22 protein-coding genes are annotated in these 21,932 nt (G+C 65.9%); 9 read left to right on the top strand and 13 right to left on the bottom strand.

What is annotated here, in order from left to right:
- Positions 1-47: 47 nt before the first annotated feature.
- The 4 genes from lpdA to E6C48_RS10555 form a co-directional block, all read right to left on the bottom strand.
- A complete protein-coding gene (lpdA, locus tag E6C48_RS10540; protein WP_136356899.1) occupies positions 48-1,445 on the bottom strand; it encodes a dihydrolipoyl dehydrogenase in 1,398 nt (465 codons plus the stop codon).
- A gap of 251 nt (positions 1,446-1,696) precedes the next feature.
- Entirely contained in the window at positions 1,697-3,100 is a 1,404-nt protein-coding gene (locus E6C48_RS10545; protein WP_136356901.1) for a dihydrolipoamide acetyltransferase family protein, read from the bottom strand.
- Positions 3,101-3,103: 3 nt separating this feature from the next.
- The gene (locus E6C48_RS10550) at positions 3,104-4,117 is read right to left on the bottom strand and encodes an alpha-ketoacid dehydrogenase subunit beta (protein WP_136356903.1); all 1,014 of its coding nucleotides are present in this window, start codon (positions 4,115-4,117) and stop codon (positions 3,104-3,106) included.
- Between the two features lie 181 nt (positions 4,118-4,298).
- The gene (locus tag E6C48_RS10555; RefSeq protein ID WP_136356905.1) at positions 4,299-5,525 is read right to left on the bottom strand and encodes a 3-methyl-2-oxobutanoate dehydrogenase (2-methylpropanoyl-transferring) subunit alpha; all 1,227 of its coding nucleotides are present in this window, start codon (positions 5,523-5,525) and stop codon (positions 4,299-4,301) included.
- Between the two features lie 392 nt (positions 5,526-5,917).
- Here E6C48_RS10555 and holA point away from each other — a divergent pair, with 392 nt between their 5' ends.
- Positions 5,918-6,970 (top strand): DNA polymerase III subunit delta, encoded by a 1,053-nt coding sequence (gene holA, locus E6C48_RS10560; RefSeq protein WP_136356908.1) that lies wholly within the window; start codon positions 5,918-5,920, stop codon positions 6,968-6,970.
- Positions 6,971-6,973: 3 nt separating this feature from the next.
- Here holA and E6C48_RS10565 read toward each other — a convergent pair whose 3' ends face one another.
- Positions 6,974-7,294 carry a DUF1244 domain-containing protein gene (locus tag E6C48_RS10565; RefSeq protein ID WP_136356911.1) on the bottom strand — a complete coding sequence of 107 codons (321 nt, stop codon included), beginning with the start codon at positions 7,292-7,294 and terminating at the stop codon, positions 6,974-6,976.
- Between the two features lie 32 nt (positions 7,295-7,326).
- A complete protein-coding gene (locus E6C48_RS10570) occupies positions 7,327-8,124 on the bottom strand; it encodes an N-formylglutamate amidohydrolase (RefSeq protein ID WP_136356912.1) in 798 nt (265 codons plus the stop codon).
- Positions 8,125-8,374: 250 nt separating this feature from the next.
- Here E6C48_RS10570 and E6C48_RS10575 point away from each other — a divergent pair, with 250 nt between their 5' ends.
- Both E6C48_RS10575 and pyk read left to right on the top strand, forming a co-directional pair.
- Positions 8,375-8,854, top strand: a complete 480-nt coding sequence (locus E6C48_RS10575; protein ID WP_136357205.1) for a DUF1036 domain-containing protein — start codon at positions 8,375-8,377, stop codon at positions 8,852-8,854.
- A 6-nt stretch (positions 8,855-8,860) separates the two neighbouring features.
- Positions 8,861-10,297 carry a pyruvate kinase gene (pyk, locus tag E6C48_RS10580; RefSeq protein WP_136356914.1) on the top strand — a complete coding sequence of 479 codons (1,437 nt, stop codon included), beginning with the start codon at positions 8,861-8,863 and terminating at the stop codon, positions 10,295-10,297.
- Positions 10,298-10,399: 102 nt separating this feature from the next.
- Here pyk and E6C48_RS10585 read toward each other — a convergent pair whose 3' ends face one another.
- From E6C48_RS10585 to E6C48_RS10605, 5 genes are all read right to left on the bottom strand, one after another.
- The gene (locus E6C48_RS10585; RefSeq protein WP_136356916.1) at positions 10,400-10,993 is read right to left on the bottom strand and encodes a tetratricopeptide repeat protein; all 594 of its coding nucleotides are present in this window, start codon (positions 10,991-10,993) and stop codon (positions 10,400-10,402) included.
- A gap of 87 nt (positions 10,994-11,080) precedes the next feature.
- Positions 11,081-11,206 carry a type B 50S ribosomal protein L36 gene (ykgO, locus tag E6C48_RS10590; RefSeq protein WP_035022199.1) on the bottom strand — a complete coding sequence of 42 codons (126 nt, stop codon included), beginning with the start codon at positions 11,204-11,206 and terminating at the stop codon, positions 11,081-11,083.
- 152 nt (positions 11,207-11,358) lie between these two features.
- Positions 11,359-12,438 carry a 5-(carboxyamino)imidazole ribonucleotide synthase gene (locus tag E6C48_RS10595; RefSeq protein WP_136356918.1) on the bottom strand — a complete coding sequence of 360 codons (1,080 nt, stop codon included), beginning with the start codon at positions 12,436-12,438 and terminating at the stop codon, positions 11,359-11,361.
- The gene (purE, locus tag E6C48_RS10600; RefSeq protein WP_136356920.1) at positions 12,435-12,932 is read right to left on the bottom strand and encodes a 5-(carboxyamino)imidazole ribonucleotide mutase; all 498 of its coding nucleotides are present in this window, start codon (positions 12,930-12,932) and stop codon (positions 12,435-12,437) included. The genes E6C48_RS10595 and purE overlap by 4 nt, the downstream gene beginning before the upstream one ends.
- An 81-nt stretch (positions 12,933-13,013) precedes the next feature.
- Positions 13,014-13,952 carry a phytanoyl-CoA dioxygenase family protein gene (locus E6C48_RS10605; protein WP_136356922.1) on the bottom strand — a complete coding sequence of 313 codons (939 nt, stop codon included), beginning with the start codon at positions 13,950-13,952 and terminating at the stop codon, positions 13,014-13,016.
- A 130-nt stretch (positions 13,953-14,082) separates the two neighbouring features.
- Here E6C48_RS10605 and E6C48_RS10610 point away from each other — a divergent pair, with 130 nt between their 5' ends.
- On the top strand, positions 14,083-14,937 hold the full coding sequence (locus tag E6C48_RS10610; RefSeq protein WP_136356924.1) for a helix-turn-helix domain-containing protein: 855 nt from the start codon (positions 14,083-14,085) through the stop codon (positions 14,935-14,937).
- 133 nt (positions 14,938-15,070) lie between these two features.
- Here E6C48_RS10610 and E6C48_RS10615 read toward each other — a convergent pair whose 3' ends face one another.
- Positions 15,071-15,274, bottom strand: a complete 204-nt coding sequence (locus E6C48_RS10615; RefSeq protein ID WP_136356926.1) for a YdcH family protein — start codon at positions 15,272-15,274, stop codon at positions 15,071-15,073.
- Positions 15,275-15,515: 241 nt separating this feature from the next.
- On the opposite strand from E6C48_RS10615, the gene E6C48_RS10620 reads away from it, so the two are divergent.
- The 5 genes from E6C48_RS10620 (at position 15,516) to E6C48_RS10640 (ending at position 19,511) form a co-directional block, all read left to right on the top strand.
- Complete coding sequence (locus E6C48_RS10620; RefSeq protein WP_136356928.1) at positions 15,516-15,695, top strand: YdcH family protein; 180 nt, start codon at positions 15,516-15,518, stop codon at positions 15,693-15,695.
- A 347-nt stretch (positions 15,696-16,042) separates the two neighbouring features.
- Complete coding sequence (gene ispG / locus E6C48_RS10625) at positions 16,043-17,299, top strand: flavodoxin-dependent (E)-4-hydroxy-3-methylbut-2-enyl-diphosphate synthase (protein WP_136356930.1); 1,257 nt, start codon at positions 16,043-16,045, stop codon at positions 17,297-17,299.
- A 3-nt stretch (positions 17,300-17,302) separates the two neighbouring features.
- On the top strand, positions 17,303-18,178 hold the full coding sequence (locus tag E6C48_RS10630; protein ID WP_136356932.1) for a transglycosylase SLT domain-containing protein: 876 nt from the start codon (positions 17,303-17,305) through the stop codon (positions 18,176-18,178).
- A 10-nt stretch (positions 18,179-18,188) separates the two neighbouring features.
- Positions 18,189-18,737 carry a chloramphenicol phosphotransferase CPT family protein gene (locus E6C48_RS10635; RefSeq protein ID WP_136356934.1) on the top strand — a complete coding sequence of 183 codons (549 nt, stop codon included), beginning with the start codon at positions 18,189-18,191 and terminating at the stop codon, positions 18,735-18,737.
- Positions 18,738-18,764: 27 nt separating this feature from the next.
- On the top strand, positions 18,765-19,511 hold the full coding sequence (locus E6C48_RS10640; protein ID WP_136356936.1) for a class I SAM-dependent methyltransferase: 747 nt from the start codon (positions 18,765-18,767) through the stop codon (positions 19,509-19,511).
- On the opposite strand, the gene E6C48_RS10645 is transcribed toward E6C48_RS10640, so the two are convergent.
- Positions 19,512-21,872: a response regulator gene (locus E6C48_RS10645; protein ID WP_136356938.1), complete on the bottom strand. Its 2,361-nt coding sequence runs from the start codon at positions 21,870-21,872 to the stop codon at positions 19,512-19,514.
- Between the last annotated feature and the right edge of the window lie 60 nt (positions 21,873-21,932).

Below are 21,932 nucleotides of genomic sequence, written 5' to 3' on the forward strand. Positions count from 1 at the left end.
AGAGGGGGAGAAGAAAGGCTCGTTCCGGCAACGGAACGAGCCTTTTGCTATATATGCAGCGCGTGGCCGAGTGTCTTCAGCGCCGCCTCGGCGAAAGCCTCGCTCTGTGTCGGGTGCGCATGGATGGTGCCGGCGATGTCCTCCAGCCGGGCGCCCATCTCGATGCCGAGGGAAAACGCCGCCGACAGTTCCGACACGCCGGTGCCGACCGCCTGCACGCCCAGCACCAGATGGTTGTCGGCGCGCGCGACGACGCGCACGAAGCCGTCCTCGCCCTGCAAGGTCATGGCGCGGCCGTTGGCGGCGAAGGGGAACAGGCCGGTCTTGATCTCAATGTTGCGAGCCTTCGCCTCTTCCGGCGACACGCCGACCGAAACTATTTCCGGATCGGTGAAGCAGACGGCCGGAATCGCGCGCTTGTCCCAGCTACGCTTATGGCCGGCGACAATCTCGGCCACCATTTCGCCCTGCGCCATGGCGCGATGCGCCAGCATCGGCTCGCCGGTGACGTCGCCGATGGCGTAGACGCCGCGCATCGATGTGCGGCACTGGTCGTCGATGCGGATAAACTTTCCGGCCATGTCGAGGTCGATTTGGTCGAGGCCCCAGCCTTCGGTGACAGGCTTGCGGCCGACGGTGACGAGCACATGATCGGCGGCGATTTTCTTCTCGGTACCGTCCGCCGTCTCGACCAGCAGCGCGTCACCCTTTTTCGACAGACCCTTGGCCTTGGCGCCCGTCAGCACCTCGACGCCGAGCGCCGCCAGCCGCTTGGCCACCGGCCGGGTCAATTCGGCGTCGTACTGGGCGAGAATGCGCGGCAGCGCTTCGACCACCGTCACCTTCGCGCCCATCTTGGCGAAGGCGGTGCCGAGTTCCAGCCCGATATAGCCACCGCCGACGACGGCCAGCCTTTCCGGTACGGACGACATAGATAAAGCTTCGGTCGACGAAATGACCGGTCCGCCGAAGGGCAGGAACGGCAATTCGACCGGCGCCGAGCCGGTAGCGATGACGACCGTCTCCGCCTTGATTATCTGTTCGCCGGTCTCGGTTTCCACCGTGACGGTCTTGCCGTCTCGGAACGTCGCCCATCCCTGGACGTATTTGACCCTGGCCTTCTTCAGCAGGCCGGCGACACCGCTGTTCAGCCGGCTTACGATGCCGTCCTTCCAGCCAATCGTTTTGCCGAAATCGAGGGCGGGCTTGGCGGCGGAGATGCCGAGCGGGCTGTTGCCGGAAGCGGCGTGCAGCGCCTTCTCGAATTCTTCCGCCGCATGGATCAGCGCCTTGGAGGGAATGCAGCCGACATTGAGGCAGGTGCCACCGGGCTTGCCCGCCTCGACGATGACGGTATCCAGCCCGAGCTGGCCGGCGCGGATGGCACAGACATAGCCGCCCGGTCCGGCGCCGATGACAAGCAGCTTGCAGGAGATTTCTTTCATACGACTTCTCCTGTCAGGGTAAAAAATCTTGGTCTGTCGGCGCTGCCCCTCATCCGGCTGCCGCCACCTTCTCCCCGTAAACGGGGAGAAGAACGCCCTTGCCTGCCTACCTCCTTGTCCTGCAACGCCTGCAATTGGCGAAGCCCGGGCGGCCGTCTTCTCTCTCCCCGTTTACGGGGAGAGATGTCCGGCAGGACAGTGAGGGGCGGCGCAACCGCTGGAGAGGCAGGCAATTCGCTAGACATCGCTTCTCAATCCACGAAAATCAGCGCCGGCGTCTCCATGAGCGCCTTGATGCGCTGGACGAACACGGCCGCATCCCAGCCGTCGATGACGCGATGGTCGAAGGACGACGACAGGTTCATCATCTTGCGCGGGATGAATTGCGTGCTGTCCCAGACCGGCCGCACCATCATCTTGTTGACGCCGACGATGGCGACTTCCGGATGGTTGATGACCGGCGTCGTCACCACGCCGCCCATGGCGCCGAGCGAGGTGATGGTGATGGTCGAGCCAGACAGTTCCTCACGCGTCGCCAGGCCGGCCTTGGCGGCTTCCGCCAGCCGGTTGACCTCGGTGGCGCAGCCCCACAGGTCCAGCGCCTCGGCGTGATGGACCACCGGCACCACCAGCCCGGCCGGCGTCTGCGCGGCGATGCCGATATGGACGCCGCCATGCTGATGGATGACGCCGGCTTCGTCGTCGAACAGGGAGTTCAGCTGCGGCTGCTCGGCGATCGCCTTCACCATCGCCCGCATCAGGAAAGGCAGCAGCGTCAGCTTGGGGCGGTCGGCGCGCTTTTCCTTGTTGAGCGCGGTGCGCAGGTCTTCAAGTGCCGTGACATCGACCTCCTCGACATAGGTGATGTGCGGGATGCGCGATTTGGCGATGCGCATCTTCTCGGCGATCTTGCGGCGAAGCCCGACGACCTTGATTTCCTCGACGGCGTCGTTGCGCGCGAGGCCGCCTGCGCTGACAGACGCCGCCTGCGGGCCGTGCGCGAAGAAGCCGTCGAGGTCTTCGTGCGTGATACGCCCAGCCGGCCCGCTGCCGGCGATTTGGCGCAGGTCGATGCCGGATTCTTTCGCGCGTAGGCGTACGGCTGGAGAGGCGAGGGGTTTTTCTCCTTCGGGGCGAGGAGCGCCGGCGGGACGCGCCACTTTGTGGGGTATAGGTGCGGCGCTACCCCCACCCCTGTCCCCTCCCCGCAAGGGGGAGGGAGACGTTGTCGCGACCGGTGGCGTATCATTCTCGACCGACTGGCTTTTGCGCGGCGTTGGTGTCGACGCCGCAGCAGCCTGTTCCCCTCCCCCTTGCGGGGAGGGGTTAGGGGTGGGGGTATCTTTGGCATTGTCAGCAGGCTTGGCTTCCGCCCTCGCCGGCGCAGCATCGCCTTCCTGCACATTCCCGTCGCCCGCCACCTTAAGCCGTACGATGGCCGAGCCGATGGCGACCGTGTCGCCGATCTCGGCGCCGAGCCAAAGCACCTCGCCGTCGACCGGCGCGGGGATTTCCACGGTCGCCTTGTCGGTCATGACGGCGGCCAGCATCTGGTCTTCGCGTACAAGGTCGCCGACCTTGACGTGCCATTCGACAAGCTCGGCCTCGGCGACGCCTTCGCCGACATCCGGAAGCTTGATGACGTGCTCGCCCATCGCTCAGGCCTCCATGGTTTCAATGAGCGCCCGGCCGACGCGCGCGGGGCCGGGGAAATAATCCCACTCCTGCGCGTGCGGATAGGGCGTGTCCCAGCCGGCGACGCGCGCCACCGGTGCCTCCAGATGATAGAAGCAGTGTTCCTGCACCAGTGCGGCCAGCTCGGCGCCGAAGCCGGAGGTCATCGTTGCCTCATGCACGACGACGCAGCGGCCGGTCTTTTTCACCGAGGCGACGATGGCGTCGAGATCGAGCGGCAGAAGCGTCCTGAGGTCGATCACCTCGGCGTCGATGCCGGTTTCCTCGGCTGCTGCCTGCGCCACATAGACCATGGTGCCGTAGGCGAGCACGGTGACGGCCGCACCCGGCCGCCGCACCACCGCCTTGCCGAGCGGCACGGTGTAGTGGCCGTCCGGTACTTCGCCGAGTTCATGCTTGGACCACGCCGTCACCGGCCGTTCGTGATGGCCGTCGAAGGGACCGTTGTAGAGCCGCTTGGGTTCGAGGAAGATCACCGGATCGGGGTCCTCGATCGCCGCGATCAGCAGACCCTTGGCGTCGTGGGGGTTGGACGGCACGACCGTCTTCAGGCCGGAAACGTGGGTGAACAGCGCTTCCGGGCTCTGGCTATGCGTCTGGCCGCCGAAGATGCCGCCGCCGGTGGGCATCCGCACCACGATGGGGCAGGTGAAGTCGCCGTTGGAACGATAACGGATACGGGCAGCCTCCTGGGTAAGCTGATCGTAGGCAGGGTACATGTAGTCGGCGAACTGGATCTCGACGCATGGCCGCAAGCCGTAGGCGGCCATGCCGATGGCGGTGCCGACGATGCCGCTTTCGTTGATGGGCGCATCGAAGCAGCGGCTCTTGCCGTATTTCGCCTGCAGGCCTTGCGTGCAGCGGAAGACGCCGCCGAAGAAGCCGACATCTTCGCCGAACACCACCACCTTCTCGTCGCGTCCCATGGAGACGTCCATGGCGTCGCGGATGGCCTCGATCATGGTCTTGCGGGGCATTATTGGGCTCCAACGGACGTGAGAGCGTCCTTCTCCCCGTTTACGGGGAGAAGATGCCGGCAGGCAGATGAGGGGCGGCGTGAAAGCCGCCAATGCTGGCGCTGCCCCTCATCCGTCACTTCGTGACACCTTCTCCCCGTAAACGGGGAGAAGGAAGTGCGTGCGTCGGCGCTCGTCATCTTCACACTCCCGCCTGCTGGCGCTGGCGCCTCAGATGCGGCGGCATCTCGGCATAGAGGCCCTCGAACATGTCGCGCACCGAAGGCTTGTTGCCGGAATGCAGCGTGCCGTGCTTTTCCGCCTCGCGCTGGGCGGCGATCACTGTGTCGCGGATTTCGGCCTCCGCTTGCGCGTGGCGTTCGTCCGACCAGACGCCGCGATAGATGAGATGGTTCTTCAGCCGCACGATGGGGTCGCCAAGCGGCCAGGCGTCCGACTCCGCCTTCGGCCGATAGGCCGACGGGTCGTCGGAGGTCGAATGCGCGCCGGCGCGATAGGTGACGTGCTCGATCAGCGTCGGCCCGAAATTGGCGCGCGCCCGCTCCGCCGCCCATTTCGCCACGGCATGGACGGCGAGATAGTCGTTGCCGTCGACGCGCAGCGCCGGAATGCCGAAGCCGAGGCCACGCGCGGCGAAGGTGCCGGCGCCGCCGCGGGCGATGCCCTGGAAGGTCGAGATGGCCCACTGGTTGTTGACGACGTTGAGGATGACGGGCGCCTTGTAGGTGGAGGCAAAGACCAGCGCGGAATGGAAGTCGCTCTCGGCGGTCGAGCCGTCGCCGATCCATGCGGCGGCGATCTTCGTGTCGCCGCTGATCGCCGAAGCCATCGCCCAGCCGACCGCCTGGACATATTGCGTGGCGAGGTTGCCGGAGATCGAGAAGAAGCCGTGCTCCTTCGAGGAATACATGATCGGCAGTTGCCGCCCCTTCAGCGGGTCCGCCTCGTTGGAATAAATCTGGTTCATCATGGTGACCATCGGGTAGCCGTCGGCGATGAGCAGGCCCGCTTGCCGATAGGTCGGGAAATTCATGTCGCCCGGCGAAAGCGCCTTGCGGAACGCGGTGCTGACTGCCTCTTCGCCCAGATGCTGCATGTAGAAAGAGGTCTTGCCCTGCCGCTGCGCCATCTGCATGCGGGCGTCGAAAGCGCGCAGCGTCATCATGTGGCGCAGGCCTTCCAGCAGTTCGTCGTCGGTCAACAGGCTTGCCCACGGGCCGACCGCCTCGCCGGAGCGGTTCAGCACGCGGATGATGGAGAAAGCGAGGTCGCGGATGTCGCGCGGATCGACGTCGATGGGCGGGCGCGGCACCGAGCCCGCCTTGGGAATGGGAACGTTGGAGAAATCGGGCGTACCGCCGGGGCGCACCTCCGGCTCCGGAACGTGAAAACGCAGAGCGTCAGTCATGACCGTCCTCCTCCCGTCGGCGCGATCTTCGCACATCCTGGCCGCCAAGGCAGCGGCAATCCATTGCCGCCCGCAGGCGTCAGCGTGAGCGCCGAATGTGACAGGAAACAGACGTAATTTCCCGTCTTTCGCATGAGGCTGGCGGCAATAAACCGGCTCGGCGTATGGCTGCTCTGGCATGAAAATGCCGTGCGTCCTTCGAGGCTCGCTGCGCTCGCACCTCAGGATGAGGACCGTTTGCACTGCGCTACCTCTGAAAACATCAAGGCACCGCTCACGCCTCAGAATGGGAGCGGCACCTACCTCCCTCATCCTGAGGTGCGAGCGCAGCGAGCCTCGAAGGACGCGCGGCCAGCCCTCGACATGACCGACCCCTGTGGTAGAGCGAAGCCATGGCGCAGAAAAAGGCATTCGAGGTCGATTCGTGGCTGGCGCGGCCAGACCCGCGCTTTACCATCGTGCTGATCTACGGGCCGGATCGCGGACTGGTCTCGGAACGCGCGCGCGGCTTTGCCGAGAAGACCGGCCTGCCGCTTGACGACCCCTTCACCGTGGTGAAGCTGGACGCCGGCGAGACCGAGCGCGACGAAGGCCGGCTGCTGGACGAGGCGCGCACCGTCTCGATGTTCTCCGACCGGCGGTTGCTGTGGGTGCGCAATGCGGGCGCGCAGAAAAGCCTGGCGGAAGACGTCAAGGTGCTGGTGGCCGAGCCGCCGCGCGACGCCATCGTGCTGATCGAGGCCGGCGACCTGAAAAAAGGTGCAGCCCTGCGCAGCGCGGTGGAAGGTGCTGCCTTGGCGATGGCGCTGCCCTGCTATGCCGACGAGGCGCGCGACGTGGACGGCGTCATCGATGCCGAATTGCAAAAGGCCGGCATGACGATTTCGTTGGAGGCGCGGCAGGCGCTGCGCCGCAATCTCGGCGGCGACCGGCTGGCGACGCGTGGCGAGATCGAGAAGCTGGTTCTTTATTGCCACGGGCAGGACGCGATCGGCCTGGAGGACGTGCGGGCGCTGGCCGGCGACGTCTCGGGCCAATCCTTCGACGATGCGGTGGACGCCGTGCTCGAAGGCCGGATCGACGCCTTCGACGCCGCCTTCACGCGGCAGTGCCAGGCCGGCACCCATCCCTTCGTGGCGCTGTCTGCCGCCATGCGGCAGTTGCAGGCGATCCAGGTCATGCGGGCCAAGATGGAGGCTGAGGGCCGCAACGCGGCGGCCATCGTCGCCGGCCACAAGCCGCCGGTGTTCTTCGCACGGCGCAAGCTGGTGGAAAAGGTGCTGGAGCGCTGGAGCGGCGAGGGCTTGGCGCGAGCGCTGGAGCGATTGCAGGGCGCGGTGTTGCAGACGCGTCGTCGCCCCGACCTGTCGACGCCGTTGGCCAGGCAGGCGCTGCTTGCCATCGCCGCCGAAAGCGTCCGGCTTGGGCGGGGCGGCGGGCGTTAGGATTTAGTGATCCTTCGGCCGGTTCGCTTCGAAGGCAGCCTGCTTTTCCGGCGACGTTTCGGTCTGGTGTAGCGCCTGCCATTCCGCGTAGGGCATGCCGTAGACGATCTCGCGCGACTCGTCCTTGGAGAGCGCGACGCCTTCGGCCTCCGCCGCCTCGCGGTACCAGTTGGACAGGCAATTGCGGCAGAAGCCGGCGAGGTTCATCAGGTCGATGTTCTGCACGTCGGTGCGCTCGCGAAGGTGGCCGACAAGCCGGCGGAAGGCGGCGGCCTCGAAATCGCGCTGCTGCTCCGGGGTAAGCCCAGGGGTGAGCTTGTCCATGGCGTTGCTCCTTTCGCTGCGCCGCCGGCCGCTCACAGCGGACCGGTGCGCGAGCCGTACATCCTGACCTCATGTATATCGGCACGAGCGTTGATCGCTTCAACGATCGGCGCCAGCCGCGCCGCCCAGTCGAGCGCGCCGGCCTCGTCGGCGATGAGGTCCTGCCGGATTTCGATCAGCGCGTGGGCGAAGCCGTTGACGATGGCATGCTTGAACATGGTATCGCCGCGCAGCGCGCCGTCATAGGGTTCGTTGTCGCCGACGACGAGGTTCTTGTCCACCGCCAGCGCCTCGATCAGCGCCCGGGGGGCGCGGTCGTCCTTGTCCCACAGGATGCCGACATGCCAGGGCCGTACGATCCCCTGCATGACCGGCGTGAAGGAATGGACGGAGAAGATGAAGGGGGCGAAGCTGCTCGCCTCCGCCACCGAGGCGACCATCGCCGCCACGGCGTCGTGATAGGGCCGGTAGAAGCGGTCCAGCCGCCGCTCGCGCTCCTCGGGCGCCATCGGGTAGTTGCCCGGCACGACGGTGCCGTCATAGAGCTGGCGGATCAGCGTCGGGTCGTCCTCGCCACGGTTGGGATCGATGAGCAGGCGCGAGAAATTGGACAGCACCGCCGGCGCGTCGAGAAGGGCAGCCAGTTCGCGGGCCACCGCCTCCACGCCGATGTCGTAGGCGATGTGGCGGTCGAACTCCGTCGCCGGCAGGCCGAGATCGCCGTAGTCTTCGGGCAGGGTGCGGCGCGCGTGGTCAGCAACGAGCACGAGCCCCTTTGTCCGGTCGCCTTCGATCAGGTCGAAGGGCGAAAAGGCGGTCGATCGGGTCATCGGCAGATCTATCGGGGCAGGGTTCGTTCGTTGGCGATGCGGCTTGTCCGTCTTTTCACGAAGCTTACTCTTGCGCAACGCCGTTGTTTGGCCACGGTTTTTGCAAGAAACTGTTTCGCGCTAACCGAGAATCGCGCCGTTTGCCTTCTAAATCGATTGGAATTGGACCGGCGGGCGCGTTGACATGGGTCGGGACTTTGCCGAAAAGGGGCGACAGAACATGGTGACGTGGTTCCCGAGAGGTTTGAGGATGGTTCTCGCCGGCAGGCTGCGCGTGCGCAGGGTGATGCCCCTGTCGCTTCCGTTGCTGGCCGCCTGTGCGCTTCCGCTTCTCGCCGCCTCGCCGGCGCGGGCCGATTTCCGCGTCTGCAATGCCACGCAGAATCTCGTCGGCGTCGGCATCGGCTACCGGGCCAAGGCCGGCTGGATTACCGAGGGCTGGTGGCACATCGAGGGCTCGACCTGCAAGACGCTGATCGAGGGGCCGCTGTCGTCGCGCTTCTACTACCTCTACGCCGAGGACGCCGAGCGCGGCGGCCGCTGGGACGGTCCGATCTCGATGTGCGTGGCGGAAAAGGAATTCAAGATCGCCGGCGTCACCGACTGCGTGGCGCGCGGCTTCCAGCGCGCCGGCTTCCAGGAATACGACACGGGCGAGCAGTCGAGCTGGATGGTCCAGCTCACCGACCAGCCCGCAACCGACGGCGCGCCCGCCGCGCCGGGAAATTGAAGGTCCATGAGACGCAGCCGCAAGGTCAAGATCCTCGCCACCATCGGTCCCGCCTCCTCCGACGAGGCGATGCTGAAGAAGCTTTTCGAGGCCGGCGCGGACGTGTTCCGCATCAATATGAGCCATGCCGACCATGACCTGATGCGCACGCTGGTCGGCCGCATCCGCAAGGTCGAGAAGGCGGTCGGCCGGCCGATCGGCATCCTCGCCGACCTGCAGGGGCCGAAGCTGCGCGTCGGCAAGTTCGCCAACGGTCGCGAGGCACTGAAGGTCGGCCAGACCTTCACGCTGGACGACAATCCCGAGCCCGGCGATTCCACCCGTGTCTTCCTGCCGCATCCGGAAATCCTCGCCTCCGTCGAGCCCGGCCACCGGCTTTTGATCGACGACGGCAAGCTGGCGCTGAAGGCGGTCGAGACGGACGGCAAGCGCATCGTCTGCACGGTGGTTGCCGGCACCGCGATCTCCGACAAGAAGGGTGTGTCGTTGCCCGACACAGTGCTGCCGGTCGGCGCGCTGACGGAAAAGGACCGCAAGGACCTCGACGCGGTGCTGGCCGCCGGCGTCGACTGGGTCGCGCTCTCGTTCATCCAGCGTCCCGAGGATCTGGCCGAGGCGCGCAAGATCGCGCGCGGCCGCGCGCTTCTTTTGTCGAAGATCGAAAAGCCGCAGGCGGTGGCACGGCTGGACGAGATCATGGAATTGTCGGACGCGCTGATGGTGGCGCGCGGCGACCTCGGCGTGGAAATGCCGCTGGAAGCGGTGCCCGGCATCCAGAAGCAGATCACCCGCGCCGCGCGCCGAGCCGGCAAGCCGGTCGTGGTGGCGACCCAGATGCTGGAATCGATGATTTCCGCGCCGGTGCCGACGCGCGCCGAGGTATCGGACGTGGCGACGGCCGTGTTCGAGGGCGCCGACGCCGTCATGCTGTCGGCCGAATCGGCCGCCGGCGCCTATCCGGTCGAGGCGGTGGCGACGATGAGCCGTATCGCCGAGCAGGTCGAGCGCGACCCGACCTACGCCGCCGTCATCAACGGCCAGCGCTCGGTGCCCGAAGCGACCGGTGCCGACGCCATTTCGCTTGCGGCGCGCGAGATCGCCGAGACGCTGAAACTGTCGGCGATCGTCACCTACACGGCCTCCGGCACCACCGGCCTGCGCGCCGCGCGCGAGCGGCCGCAGGTGCCGATCATCGCGCTGTCGCCGATCCTCGACACGGCACGGCGGCTGTCGCTCCTGTGGGGAACGCATTGCGTGGTGACGGAAGACGCCCGCGACCTCGACGACATGGTGAATCGCGCCTGCCGCATCGCCATCGAGCAGGATTTCGGCGAGCCGGGCGACCGCATCATCATCACCGCCGGCGTACCGCTGAGGACGCCGGGCTCCACCAACATGCTGCGGATTGCCTATATCGGTACGGACGGGAAGGGCGGGAGATAAATGGGTTAAGGGAATAGGGGAGTAAGGGAATGGGGGGAATAACGTTCCGCCGCGAAGCAGGCATATTCCCTTATTGCCTTACTCCTCTATTCCCTTACCCTCCTAGATTCCTTCCCCCGCCAGTTCCTCCGACAGCGTCGCGACCTGGTTCTGGGCGCTGCGCAGCATCGGGTAGATGTCGAGCACGCGCTGCCAGGCCTGCAGCGCCTGTTCCTTGCGGCCGGTGTCGGCCATGATCTGCGCGAGGCCGGATATGGCGCCGAAATGGCGCGGTTCCAGTTGCAGCGTGCGGTCGATGTCGGCCATCGACTTGCCGTAGTTCTTCATGATGTAGTGCAGCGTGGCGCGGCGGTTCCAGCCCTCGGCATAGGTGGGCTGCAAGGTCACCACCTGGTCGAGGAAATCCAGCGCGACGGCGTATTTCTTGTCTTCGATCGCCTTTTGCGACCATTGCATCATCAGGTCGATGGACGCGCTGCCTGAGTGGTTCCACTCGTCGTAGATCCGTGCTGCGGTCCGCTCGGCGGCCTTTTCGTTGCGCTCCCGCTTGAGGCTGGAAAACAGCGCGTCGAGCCGCTGCTCGCGGGTCTGTGGCGCACGGCTTGCCGGTGCGCCGTCCTGCGCCGGTGTCGCGGCGACGGACGGGATGACTGTGGAAGGTAAAAGGGCCGCGCAGACGGCAAAAACGATCCGCATGCGCAGGAATCTAGCTCCGCGCACCGGATCGTCAAACTGAATTTCGCGTGAAAGACGCGGCGCAGCCGTCAAGGCCGCGCGGCGTGCTCAGCCCTGGCGGGCCTTGTAGCGCGGGTCGGTCTTGTTGATGATGTAGATGCGGCCCTTGCGGCGGACCAGACGGTTGTCCCGGTGCCGCGCCTTCAGCGCCTTGAGCGAGTTCTTGATCTTCATGGTCTTGCCCGTCAGTTCGTGCCCGTTCGGGCCAACCAAAAGGCGCGCTCGCGAAAGCGCGCCCGTTCCGTGGCAGGCTCATAGACGAGGAAGCTCGGCCCTGTCAACCGCACGCACGCCAAAACACTGGTCGGGCATGGCGGTCGTAGCCTTCAGCGCCGGGCGATGCGGGTGAAATGGCCCATCTTGCGGCCGGCGCGCGCTTCGGCCTTGCCATAGAGGTGCAGCATGACGTCCGGCTCGGCCAGCAGTGCCGGCGCGCGCAGAATGTCGTCGCCGATCAGGTTTTCCATCACGCAGTCGGCATGGCGCGCGGCCGAGCCGAGCGGCAGGCCGGCGACGGCCCGGATATGCTGCTCGAACTGCGAGACGAGGCAGGCGGCTTCCGTCCAGTGGCCGGAATTGTGGACGCGCGGCGCCAGCTCGTTGGCGAGCAGCGAGCCGTCGGCCAGGACGAAGAACTCGACGCCGACGACGCCGACATAGTCGAGCGCCTCGAGGATTTTCCGGGCGGCCTCGTGCGCCGCGGCGGCGGTCTGCGGCGCGATCGTCGCCGGCAGCGTGGAGGTGTGCAGGATGCCGTCGCGGTGGACGTTCTCGGCCGGATCGTAGGCGACGACCGCGCCGCTTACCGCGCGTGCGGCGATGACGGAAACCTCGCGCTCGAAGGGCACCAGCTCCTCGAGGATCAGCGGCACGTTGCCCATCGCCTCGCAGGTGCCGGAATAACCGCCGGCCTCCATGTTGCGGAAGACGCGCTGGCCCTTGCCGTCATAGCCGAGGCGGCGGGTCTTCAACACGCCGCTGCCGCCGAAGGTGGAAAGCGCTTGCGTCAGCTGCGCGTCGTCGTCGACCGGATGGAAGCGCGCGGTGGCGATGCCGATATCGTTCAGGAAGGTCTTCTCCACCAACCGGTCCTGCGCCATTTCCAGAGCGCGCGGCGGGGGCGATACCGGGACCTTGGCGGCCAGCGCCGTTGCCGCCGCGACAGGCACGTTCTCGAACTCGTAGGTGACGACGGAAGAAGCGGCGGCAAGCTCGGCAAGGGCTGCCGGATCGTCATAGGCGGCGACGATTTGCCGGTTGGCGACCTGCGCGGCCGGACAGTCCGGCTGCGGTTCCAGCACGACGGTGCGGTAGCCCAGCCGGGCGGCCGCCATGGCGAGCATGCGGCCGAGCTGGCCGCCGCCGACGATGCCGACCGTCGCGCCGGCGGGCAGTGCTGCGCTCACGCCTCGTCTCCCGGTTCCACCGCCACCTTCGCCGTCTGCGCGGCGCGCCAGGCGTCCAGCCTTGTGGCCAAAGCCTCGTCCGACAGCGCCAGCACGGCAGCAGCGAGCAGGGCGGCGTTGGCCGCGCCGGCCTTGCCGATGGCCAGCGTGCCGACCGGAATGCCGGCCGGCATCTGCACGATGGAGAGCAGCGAATCCTGTCCCGACAGCGCCTTCGATTCCACAGGCACGCCGAAGACGGGCAGCGGAGTGAGCGCGGCCGTCATGCCGGGCAGGTGGGCAGCACCACCGGCACCGGCGACGATCACCTTGTAGCCGGCGGCCCTGGCGCCCCTGGCGAAGTCGTAAAGGCGCTCGGGCGTGCGGTGGGCCGAGACGATCAGGCTTTTGTGGGAGACGCCGAGCAGGTCGAGCGTCTCTGCGGCGTGGCGCATGGTCGCCCAGTCGGACTGGCTGCCCATGATGATGGCGACGTCGGCACGCTGATCGGTCAAGGCCGGCCTCCTGTCTAGAAAGGCCGCGCCTTAGCGGAAATCGGCCGTCGTCGCAAGGACGGGCGGCCGATGCCGTCTGTTCTACCAGCGCGTCAGGCCGAGCAGCTTCTCGCCGAGCGGGGTCAGCTGAGCGGTCCGGGCATTGTGCTTTTCCCACTCGCGCGGGTCGCCGGGGAAGGCGTCGCGCTTCGGGTGGTCGCGTTCGCGCCACAGCCGGATGCGCTCCTGCCGCACCGCCTCGTCGTTCCACTCGGCAGGGTGCATGGAGATGTACTGCGCCATGCGCACCCGGGTGTCCGAATGATTGGGCCGCACGCCATGCGCCAGCAGTGAGTTGAAGATCATTAGGTCACCCGGCTCCATGTCGATGTTGACGACCGACAGGCCGGTCATGTCGGGGTGCATCGGGTCGCGGTCGGCCGGCTGCGTCTTCACCCATTCCTCGAAATGTTCAAAGAGGTAGGGCACGCACTGGAAGCCGCCGACGTCGCCATCCTGCTTCTTCAGGCTCAGCACACCCTGCACGCCGATCGGCAGCGGCCGGATCGAGGTATCCACATCCCAGTGGATGAAGCCGTTGGGGTTGCCCTTGACCTTCTTCGGCGGGTTCAGGTTGGCGCGGTCGATGGTGACCCACAGGTCCTCGCGGTCCCAGATGTCGACGAAGGTGTCGTAGATGCGCTGCTCCATGCGGTTATCCCAGAGATACTGGTGATTGTAGATCTCCAGCATGCCGGTGTTGTTCAGCTCCTTCATCTTGTGCTCGCGGCGCTGCGGCGCATACCAGGTCGAAGGGTCTTCGGGGTTCTTCTCGTCAAACTGCCAGAGCAGATCGGCAAGGCGTTCCACATTCGCCGCTGGCACCGCCTGACGGACAATGACGTAGCCCTTCGTCGTCCAGTGCTCCCAGTCGGCCTTCGACAGGACGCGCAACGGCAGGGTCTTGCGGATATCCTTCAACTGCGTCGTGGCGGTCGTGGTCGGATGGCTGTCGCGCTTGAGGGCTGCGGTGGCTTGCATGTCGGTCTCCCATCTTGGTCTTCCTGAACATCGGGCAATGGCGGCAGAATAGGCGGTCCGGCGCCGCGATGTTGTCGAAGGCTGGCAAATTCCGATACTATTCCGGCGTTTTGAATCAGATCGATGCCGGATGAAGCCTTATCTTGAGCACTTGTCGCCGCCACCGGATGCGTCATGGAGCCTGCTCAACCGCCGGCTCGACGACGCCATCCCGTTCGAGTGGCATCATCATCCCGAATTCGAGCTGACGCTGACGCTCAATTCGCGCGGCCAGCGCTTCATCGGCGATCATGTCGGCGACTACGGCCACGGCGACCTCGTTCTGGTCGGGCCTAACCTTCCGCATACCTGGGCTTCGCGCGAAAAAGTCGATCCGGCCGACCCGCACGTCGCGCTGGTGCTCTGGTTCCGCAGGGAATGGATCGAAGGCCTGATCGGCGGTTCGGTGGAACTGCGGCCGATTGGGCGTCTCGTCGGCCGCGCCGCGACCGGCCTGGCGTTCGACAGCCGCCTCGGGCAGGCGCTGGCCGCCGATTTCGAGGCGATCTTCGCCCGTTCGCCCTCTGGGCGCTTCCTCAGCCTGATCGATATTCTGCTGCGAATCGCGGACGCCGACGACGGCAGGCCGCTGTCGGCGACGGTGCCCCGGCATGTCGAGGGCGACCGCATCCGCCTGGACCGTGTCCTGCAACATCTCCACCGGCACTATCATCGGCAGGTTTCGATTGAGGAATTGGCCAAGGTCGCGGCGCTCAGCCCGTCCGGCCTGCACCGCATGTTCCGCAAGCACACGCAGGCCAACGTCTCCGACTACCTGATCGGCCTGCGGATCGGTGAGGCGTGCTCGCGCCTGTCGGGCACGGACCAGCCCATCCAGCACATCGCGGCGGAAGTCGGCTACGCCTCGCTCGCCAATTTCAACCGGCAATTCCGGCGCCTGCGCGGCATGTCGCCGCGTCAGTACCGTTCGTCGTTTTCCCGTTGAAAACGGGGCAGGCGTCGCCTGCCGCCCAAAGCGTGCCGCGATCTTTCAGATTCGCTCCGCACGTTTTAGCTTCTTGATTCTACGCATGTCTTTGTCCCAAAACCAGTTCCCACTTTCGGGAGACATGCTCTGGTCAGGCGATGATGTCGGGGATGATCCGGTCTTCCAGCGCGCTCAGCCGATCCTTGAGGACGAGCTTCTTTTTCTTCATGCGCTGGATCTGCAACGGGTCGCAGCCGGTCGCGATCATGGCGTTGATGGCCGCGTCGAAATCGGCGTGTTCCTGTTTCAGCCGCGCGAATTCGAGACGAATCTCGGCCTGTTCCTGTTCCGACATGGCCACCGTTCTGCAGTCTGCGGATGCCGGAAGGCATCCAGGGCGGGACCGGCCCGAAGCATCTCCCCGCCGGCGCGAACGCCTTATCACATTTCACAATGTCGGGAAATGCTACCAAGCTGTATTCGACATCCAGGAACGATGATGGCAGACTGTCATCCAGCCGTCATGAAGGCGGCCCTGCGGTGGACTACGCCTTCGGCGGTTGCAATCGAGGAAACCATGAAAGGGAGAACCAATCATGTCTCTTGCATCCCATCTTGATGAGCTGAAGAGGAAGCATGGCGACATCGAGCGCGAGATCGATGAAGCGATGCTGCACCCCTCGGTGGACGATCTCGAGATCGCCAACCTCAAGCGACGCAAGCTGGCCATCAAGGACGAGATTGAGAAACTCAGGATAGAGCCGACGACCCACTGACAACATCCTTGCCATAGACGCGAACGCCCCGGGGCGACGCGAAAACCGGCTCCAGCGGCAACTGTCGCTGGAGGATGGATTTTGCGGTTGATTTCAAGCTCTCCGTGCGATCGCGACGATTGATTCGACGCAACGACAGCGTTTTGCGCGGCGGTCGAGGTTCTCCCGCCTGCAGGCGACCTATAGCCTAATTTGCCATCGCGTCCGGCCGTTGCCCCGTCATCGGCATTGACAAGCCGCATTTCGTCCGCCACCTCATGCGCGGATTTCCATGTGCGCGGACGGCCATCCCTTTTACGGCCGGGCGCCGAACCGGGCACAGTTCGCCCTCAATCGGGACCGCCGGCATGACCGGATATTTTTCTTCTCCTTTCCCGCGCCGCACCTCGGTCGGCGTCGATGTCGGCGGCGTCATGGTCGGCGGAACCGCGCCCGTCGTCGTGCAGTCGATGACGAACACCGATACGGCCGACGTCGATTCGACGGTGGCGCAGGTGGCGGCGCTTCATCGCGCCGGCTCGGAGATCGTGCGCATCACCGTCGACCGCGACGAAAGTGCCGCGGCCGTGCCGAAAATCCGCGAGCGGCTGGAGCGGCTCGGCGTCTTCGTGCCGCTGGTCGGCGACTTCCACTATATCGGCCACAAGCTGCTGGCAGATCATCCGGCCTGTGCAGAGGCGCTGGCGAAATACCGCATCAATCCCGGCAATGTCGGCTTCAAGGACAAGCGCGACCGCCAGTTCGCCGACATCGTCGAGATGGCGATCCGCCATGACAAGCCCGTGCGCATCGGCGTCAACTGGGGCTCGCTCGACCAGGAACTGCTCACCCGGCTGATGGACGAGAACCAGGCCAAGGGCTCGCCGATGACGGCGCTGGAGGTGATGCGCGAGGCGATCGTGCAGTCGGCGATCCTGTCGGCCCATATGGCCGAGGAGATCGGCCTTTCCCGCGACAAGATCATCCTGTCGGCCAAGGTTTCCGGGGTGCAGGACCTTGTCGCCGTCTACACCGAACTTGCCAAGCGCTCGGACCATGCGTTGCATCTCGGCCTGACCGAGGCCGGCATGGGCTCCAAGGGCATCGTCGCTTCATCGGCCGCGATGGGCATCCTGCTTCAGCAGGGCATCGGCGACACCATTCGTATCTCGCTGACGCCGGAGCCGGGCGGCGATCGCACGCGCGAGGTGCAGGTGGCGCAGGAACTGTTGCAGACGATGGGCTTCCGCCAGTTCGTGCCGATCGTCGCCGCCTGCCCCGGCTGCGGCCGCACCACCTCCACTGTGTTCCAGGAACTGGCGCAGTCGATCCAGGAGGACATCCGCATCAACATGCCGCTCTGGCGCGAGCGCTATCCGGGCGTCGAGGAACTGAAGGTCGCGGTGATGGGCTGCATCGTCAACGGCCCCGGCGAATCCAAGCATGCCGATATCGGCATTTCCCTGCCGGGCACCGGCGAGACGCCGACCGCGCCTGTCTTCATCGACGGCCGCAAGGCGGCGACCCTGCGCGGGCCGCACATCGCGGAAGACTTCCAGAAGATGGTCGCCGACTATATCGAGCAGCGTTTTGGCAGTGGCGCCGGGACGAGAGCAGCGGAATAGGCAATGGCGAAGGCGTTCGCCGCCTGCCTTCTCTGTCTTGCAGGGTTCGCCGTCGTCTGGTTGGCCGGCAGCGGTGCGGCGCTTGCCGATCCGCCGCATTCCCTTTCGGCGAAGGAACGGCTCATCGGGCGGGTTTGCGACCTGATCGCCGCGCAGGCCGACTATAACGGGTTGCCGAAGGATTTCTTCGCCCGGCTGATCTGGAAGGAAAGCCGTTTCGATCCCAACGCGGTCAGCCCGGCGGGCGCCGAGGGCATCGCGCAGTTCATGCCGGGAACGGCGAAGATGCGCAATCTTGCCGATCCGTTCGACGTCGGCCAGGCGCTCGCCGCCTCGGCCGCCTATCTTGCCGAGATGCGCGCCGGCTACGGCAATCTGGGGCTTGCGGCAGCGGCCTACAATGCCGGCGAGGCGCGCGTCTCGCGCTGGCTGTCTTCCGGTGGTTTCCTGCCGCTGGAGACGGAGGACTACGTGCAGGAGATCATGGGCGAGGCATCGGACGTTTTCACCGACAGCGCCTATCAGGGCACGATCCATCCGCTTGACGGGAAAATGCCGTTCGGCGTCGCCTGCCGCAAATTACCGGTGCTCGAAGCCTCGGTCGTCGCCATGGCGACCATCCCGACCAAGCCCTGGGGCGTTCAGGTGGCCGGCTCCTTCCGCCGCGCGGCGGCGATCCGGCAGTGGCAGCGGCTCAAGGGCCGTTTCCCGGCCGCGCTGGGGGATTACGAGCCGGTGGTCAGCCGCGTTCGGGTCAACTATGCACGGCGCGGAATCTATGCTGTGCGCATCGGCGCCGACAGCCGGCAGGCCGCCAACGACGTCTGCGGCAAGGTGCGGCAGGTGGGCGGCGCCTGCGTGGTCATGCGCAATCGGTGAAAGACAGGGCATGACGACAATCATCCTCCTCAACGGCGTCGGCAGCGCCGGCAAGGGCTCGATCGCCAGAGCGCTGCAAGCGATCACGCGCGAGCCGTTCCTGCATGTCCAGATGGATGCGTTCATCGATATGCTGCCGGCCTCTCTTCTGGGGCATCCGGACGGAATCTCCTTTGCGGCTGTCGACGGCGCGAAGCGGCCCACAGTCGCCATTCGCACCGGACCGACGGCTCGGCGGCTGTTGGCCGGCATGCACGGGGCCATCGTCGCCATGGCCGCCGCAGGCAACAACCTCATCGTCGACGACGTGATGCTGAACGGCCGCATCGATGAATACCGCAGGCTGCTTTCCGGCTTCCGCCTTCACGTCGTCGGCGTCTTCGCTTCACTGGACGTCCTGGAGGAACGGGAACGGCAGCGCGGCGACCGGACGATAGGGCTGGCGCGCTGGCAATTCGACCGCGTCCATGGCGGAATCGACTACGATCTGCGGCTGGATACCGATAAGGCGACGCCGCAGGAATGCGCCTGCCGTATCAGGGACTGGTTCGCTCTCTAGAACAATGTGCAGAAGCCGACGAAAAGCATGACCGATCCCGACCGTCTCTATCGCGATCCCGAACTCGTCCAGTTCTACGACCTGGAGAACGAGGGTGGGGCGGATTTCGCCTTCTGCCGTGAACTGGCGGGCGATGCCCGCTCGATGCTCGACCTCGGCTGCGGCACCGGCCAGCTCGCCGCGGCGCTTTCGGCCGGGCGCCATGTCACCGGCGTCGATCCGGCCGGTGCGATGCTCGACGTGGCGCGGCGGCGGGCAGGCGGCGCGGCGGCGGAATGGGTCGAAGCGGATGCGCGCACCCTGCGGCTGGACCGGCGCTATGATCTCGCGGTGCTGACCGGTCATGCCTTCCAGGTTTTCCTGACGCGTGAGGATCAGCTGGCGGTGCTTCGGACGATCGCGCATCACCTTCAGCCGGAAGGCCGCTTCATCTTCGATACGCGCAACCCGGCGGTGCGCGAATGGGAAGAATGGGTGCCGGAGACGTCGCGTCGGAATTTCGATCACCCGACGCTCGGCCGCATCCAGGCGTGGAACGCCATCGAGCGCGACGAGGCGACGGGCGTCGTGACCTATGAGACGGTCTATCGCGCGCTGTCCGACGACAGGCTGTTCAGGGCCTCGTCGCGTATCGCCTTTCCCGCGCGCGAGAACGTGGCGGCGCTGATCGACGAAGCCGGGCTTTGCGTCGACCGGTGGCTGGGCGACTGGCAGGGCGGCCCCTGGCGGGGCGACGCGCCGGAGATCATCCCGTTCGGTCGTCTGCGCGGCTGATCACGCCCGTTTCGCCACGGTTTCGCTCAGCCAGGTGCCGATCTTGGCGCCGAGGCGGTCGGGCGAGATCGGCTTGGAAAGATAGTCGTCCATGCCGGACTCGATGCACTTTTCGCGATCGCCCTTGAGCGCGTGGGCGGTGACGCCGATGATCGGGATGCGGACTTCCTTGCCGGCCTCGGCGGCGCGGATGGCGCGGGTCGCCTCGTAGCCGTTCAGTTCCGGCATCGAGACATCCATGAGGATCAGCCGGGGGTTCAGCGTCCGGTACATCTCCACCGCGGTGCGGCCGTTGCCGGCGATGCGGTAGCTCAAGCCCAGCCCGTTGAGGATCTGCCCGAAAACGAGCTGGTTCACCTCGTTGTCCTCGGCGATCAGGATGTCTATCGGGCGCGCCGGGTCGCCGGCGCTTTCCTTGGCCTGCGGCTGGGGGTTGCCGCGGATGACGGTGAAGGCCGGGTGCGGCTGCTGCGGGATCGCCGGATGCGGCTGCTGCGGGATCGCGGCGGCGACCGGTTCGCGTACGAACTGCGCAGGCCTGCCGGCCTGGGCGCGCGCCTTCTGGATCGTCGAGATGACGGTGCCGAACAGCACCGCCGAACGGGCCGGCTTGGTCAGGTGCGCGGTGATGCCGTAGTCCATGATGAGCTTGCCGAAATCCACCTGGTCGACGGAGGTCAGCAGCAGGATCGGGATGGAGGAGAGCCGATGGTCGGAGGCGATCGCCCTGGCCACGTCGGCGCCGTTCATGCCGGGCATCTGGTAGTCGAGGATGACGCAGTCCACCGACGCGCCGAGCTGGCAGGCGCGGTCGAGGAAAGCCAGGCCGACGGCGCCGCTTTCGGCGGCCGCGCAGTCGAAGCCCCAGCTGCGCAGCTGCTCCAGGAGGATCTCGCGATTGACCGGATTGTCGTCGATGACCAGCACGCGCGCGCCGGTCACGTCGCCGGGCACGGCCTTGTCGTCCGCCTTCGCCTCGTGCACGGGCAGCGGCACGGAGAACCAGAAGACCGAACCGCGGCCGATTTCGCTTTCGACGCCGATCTTGCCGTCCATGAGGTCGACCAGACGCGCGCCGATGGCGAGCCCGAGGCCCGTACCCTCGTGCCGGCGGGTCGAAGATGCGTCCACCTGGGCGAATTTCTCGAAAACGTTCTGCAATTTGTCGGCGGGAATGCCGATGCCGGTGTCTTCGACGCGCACCTTGAGGTGGGCGATGCCGTCGGCCACCTCGCCGCCGACGTCGATCAGCACATGCCCCTTCTCGGTGAACTTGACGGCGTTGCCGAGCAGGTTGGTGACGATCTGGCGGAAGCGCCCGGCGTCGCCGACGACGAAGGCGGGCAGGGACGGGTCGACGCGCACGATCAGTTCGAGGTTCTTCTCGGCGACGCGCGCCGATACCAGCGTGGCGACGTCCTCGACCGCCTCGGTCAAGCGGAACGGCGCCGGATCGAGCATGAGTTGGCCGGCATTGATCTTGGAGAAGTCGAGGATGTCGTTGATGATGGTGAGCAGCGCATTGCCGGATTTGACGATCACGTCGGTGAACGTCTTCTGGCGCGGCGTCAGTTCGGTCTTGGCGAGCAGTTCGGCCATGCCCAGCACGCCGTTCATCGGCGTGCGGATCTCATGGCTCATATTGGCGAGGAATTCCGACTTGGCGCGGTCGGCGGCCTCCGCCTTGAACAGCGCCGTCGTCGTTTCGGTGAAGGCGCGGCGGATCGCCTTTTCCATCGGTCGGAAAATCCAGAAGGCGACGATGAGGAGCACGACGGACAGCAAGGCTCCCGCCCATGCCAGCAAGCGGTCGGACGCGGCGTCGGCCTGATGGCGCTCGCTGTCCATCACGGTCCGAGCCTTGATGAGCATGGGCTGGACGAACAGGTCGTTCTGGTTGCGGATGGGGCGAGGGCTCCAGTCGTCGACCGTTATCGCCGCCGCCATGAGATTGAGGTTGCGCACCATGTCCTTGGCGCTCCAGAACAGGTCGCCGTTGACCGAGGAACTGCCGAGAACATCCTGCGTCGCCTTGGACAGGCGTGGCATGAGCGTGCCGGTCTGCGCTTCCAGCGTTTCTATCTTGCCCTGGATGCGGCTCACATAGTCGCGGGCGACCGTGGCGAGTTCGCCGCGCGTTCCAGCGCGCCAGTTGCCGGAAGCCTTTTCGGCGAAGTCGGTGGCGTTGCGCAGATCCTTGGTCAGTTCGACGAGATTACTGCTCAACGAATCCACGTCGCGGCGGAACGAACTGATCTTGTTGAGTGCGAGCATCACCGAGCCGGAGGCGAGTGCGAAGATCACCAGACCGGACAGATACCGTATCCGTATCGAACGGATGAGGGTCGAATATTCAGGCATGCGTAACCCCAAACCCATACGCGCCATTTTAATGGCCGGGATTACGCTCCATTACCGTTA

It is taken from the genome of Ollibium composti (assembly GCF_004801285.1).
GTDB lineage: Bacteria > Pseudomonadota > Alphaproteobacteria > Rhizobiales > Rhizobiaceae > Mesorhizobium > Mesorhizobium composti.

Excerpts from the sequence above, each read along its gene's own strand:
- E6C48_RS10630 (WP_136356932.1), top strand. The coding sequence starts at position 17,303 with ATGGCGAAGGCGTTCGCCGCCTGCCTTCTCTGTCTTGCAGGGTTCGCC.
- E6C48_RS10615 (WP_136356926.1), bottom strand. The coding sequence starts at position 15,274 with ATGTCGGAACAGGAACAGGCCGAGATTCGTCTCGAATTCGCGCGGCTG.
- E6C48_RS10605 (WP_136356922.1), bottom strand. The coding sequence starts at position 13,952 with ATGCAAGCCACCGCAGCCCTCAAGCGCGACAGCCATCCGACCACGACC.
- E6C48_RS10585 (WP_136356916.1), bottom strand. The coding sequence starts at position 10,993 with ATGCGGATCGTTTTTGCCGTCTGCGCGGCCCTTTTACCTTCCACAGTC.
- E6C48_RS10575 (WP_136357205.1), top strand. The coding sequence starts at position 8,375 with ATGGTTCTCGCCGGCAGGCTGCGCGTGCGCAGGGTGATGCCCCTGTCG.
- E6C48_RS10570 (WP_136356912.1), bottom strand. The coding sequence starts at position 8,124 with ATGACCCGATCGACCGCCTTTTCGCCCTTCGACCTGATCGAAGGCGAC.
- E6C48_RS10610 (WP_136356924.1), top strand. The coding sequence starts at position 14,083 with ATGAAGCCTTATCTTGAGCACTTGTCGCCGCCACCGGATGCGTCATGG.
- lpdA (WP_136356899.1), bottom strand. The coding sequence starts at position 1,445 with ATGAAAGAAATCTCCTGCAAGCTGCTTGTCATCGGCGCCGGACCGGGC.
- E6C48_RS10550 (WP_136356903.1), bottom strand. The coding sequence starts at position 4,117 with ATGCCCCGCAAGACCATGATCGAGGCCATCCGCGACGCCATGGACGTC.
- E6C48_RS10635 (WP_136356934.1), top strand. The coding sequence starts at position 18,189 with ATGACGACAATCATCCTCCTCAACGGCGTCGGCAGCGCCGGCAAGGGC.
- E6C48_RS10645 (WP_136356938.1), bottom strand. The coding sequence starts at position 21,872 with ATGCCTGAATATTCGACCCTCATCCGTTCGATACGGATACGGTATCTG.
- pyk (WP_136356914.1), top strand. The coding sequence starts at position 8,861 with ATGAGACGCAGCCGCAAGGTCAAGATCCTCGCCACCATCGGTCCCGCC.
- ykgO (WP_035022199.1), bottom strand. The coding sequence starts at position 11,206 with ATGAAGATCAAGAACTCGCTCAAGGCGCTGAAGGCGCGGCACCGGGAC.
- E6C48_RS10555 (WP_136356905.1), bottom strand. The coding sequence starts at position 5,525 with ATGACTGACGCTCTGCGTTTTCACGTTCCGGAGCCGGAGGTGCGCCCC.
- E6C48_RS10640 (WP_136356936.1), top strand. The coding sequence starts at position 18,765 with ATGACCGATCCCGACCGTCTCTATCGCGATCCCGAACTCGTCCAGTTC.
- ispG (WP_136356930.1), top strand. The coding sequence starts at position 16,043 with ATGACCGGATATTTTTCTTCTCCTTTCCCGCGCCGCACCTCGGTCGGC.
- E6C48_RS10620 (WP_136356928.1), top strand. The coding sequence starts at position 15,516 with ATGTCTCTTGCATCCCATCTTGATGAGCTGAAGAGGAAGCATGGCGAC.
- holA (WP_136356908.1), top strand. The coding sequence starts at position 5,918 with ATGGCGCAGAAAAAGGCATTCGAGGTCGATTCGTGGCTGGCGCGGCCA.
- E6C48_RS10565 (WP_136356911.1), bottom strand. The coding sequence starts at position 7,294 with ATGGACAAGCTCACCCCTGGGCTTACCCCGGAGCAGCAGCGCGATTTC.
- E6C48_RS10545 (WP_136356901.1), bottom strand. The coding sequence starts at position 3,100 with ATGGGCGAGCACGTCATCAAGCTTCCGGATGTCGGCGAAGGCGTCGCC.